We start from the raw sequence: 883 nt of genomic DNA, 5'->3' as shown, positions 1-883 counted from the left end.
ATAACACAACAACTCACCAACTGCGCAGGCGACCGCCAGGTTCAGATTCGCCGGATGAAGGACAAGCTGGCGTTTCTGGAGGACGAACGCGCCACTGTAAAAATTGCCCTGGGGCAATTAAAGGCCGACCAGAAAGCGCTCAATCGGGCCGTCAACAATCGGTCGGTCGAATTTGCCCATGCGTTCGTGGCCGCCGCGGAACGGGGATTGCCTGCTGAGGTGTTTTCACAGCTTGAGCAACGGGCGGCGTTGATGTTGGAAACAGGAAGTGTAGGATGATTGCTGATAAAACCTGGAACATGCTGCCTGATAAAGGCAAAGCTATCATGCTGGCACAGCGTGAGGTGGCATCTTTCGTGTGTGATGCGGTCAACCTTGAAGGCATCCCGTTCACACTGCCGGAGATCCAAACCCTGCTTGACGGCATCACTGTGGGCGGACACAGACTGGAAGAGCAGCAGATCGCCGTCAATCAGGGAAACGCCTGGAAACACCTGTTTGCGTCATTGCAATCCGGTTCATTCATTCTGAGCGCCGAATACGCTTGCAAGCTGCATGCCATTGCGGCAAAAGAGGAAGCGCTGACATGGGGCGCATTTCGCAACGGAGGGGTGACTATCGCAGGAACATCATGGGAGCCACCTTCGTATGACACCCTGCCCTCGCGGTTCGCAGACATGGTTGCCGCCGCTGGTCGCATGGATGACATCTACGGCCGCGCCATTTTTGTCTTTCTGGAAATGGCGCGAAACCAGTTTTTCTATGATGTGAACAAACGCCTGGGGCGCTTGATGATGAACGGTATCCTGCTCGATGCGGGTTATCCGGCAATCAATCTACCGGCCCGTCGCCAGTTGGAATTCAACCAGCTCATGCTGGAGTT

2 protein-coding genes are annotated in these 883 nt (G+C 55.0%); both read left to right on the top strand.

What is annotated here, in order from left to right:
- Nucleotides 1-279 (top strand): hypothetical protein (locus tag ACOCD2_RS22610; RefSeq protein ID WP_419619106.1); only part of this gene is annotated, 279 nt, incomplete at its 5' end.
- The coding region (locus ACOCD2_RS22605) for a Fic family protein (protein WP_419626183.1) at nucleotides 276-883 on the top strand (608 nt) is incomplete at its 3' end. The genes ACOCD2_RS22610 and ACOCD2_RS22605, both read left to right, overlap by 4 nt.

This window comes from Thiolapillus sp., assembly GCF_048562965.1.
GTDB classification, from domain to species: Bacteria; Pseudomonadota; Gammaproteobacteria; order Chromatiales; family Chromatiaceae; genus Thiolapillus; species Thiolapillus brandeum_A.
Note: the sequence above shows the minus strand (reverse complement) of the source record. Positions and strands in the feature narration are given on the sequence as shown.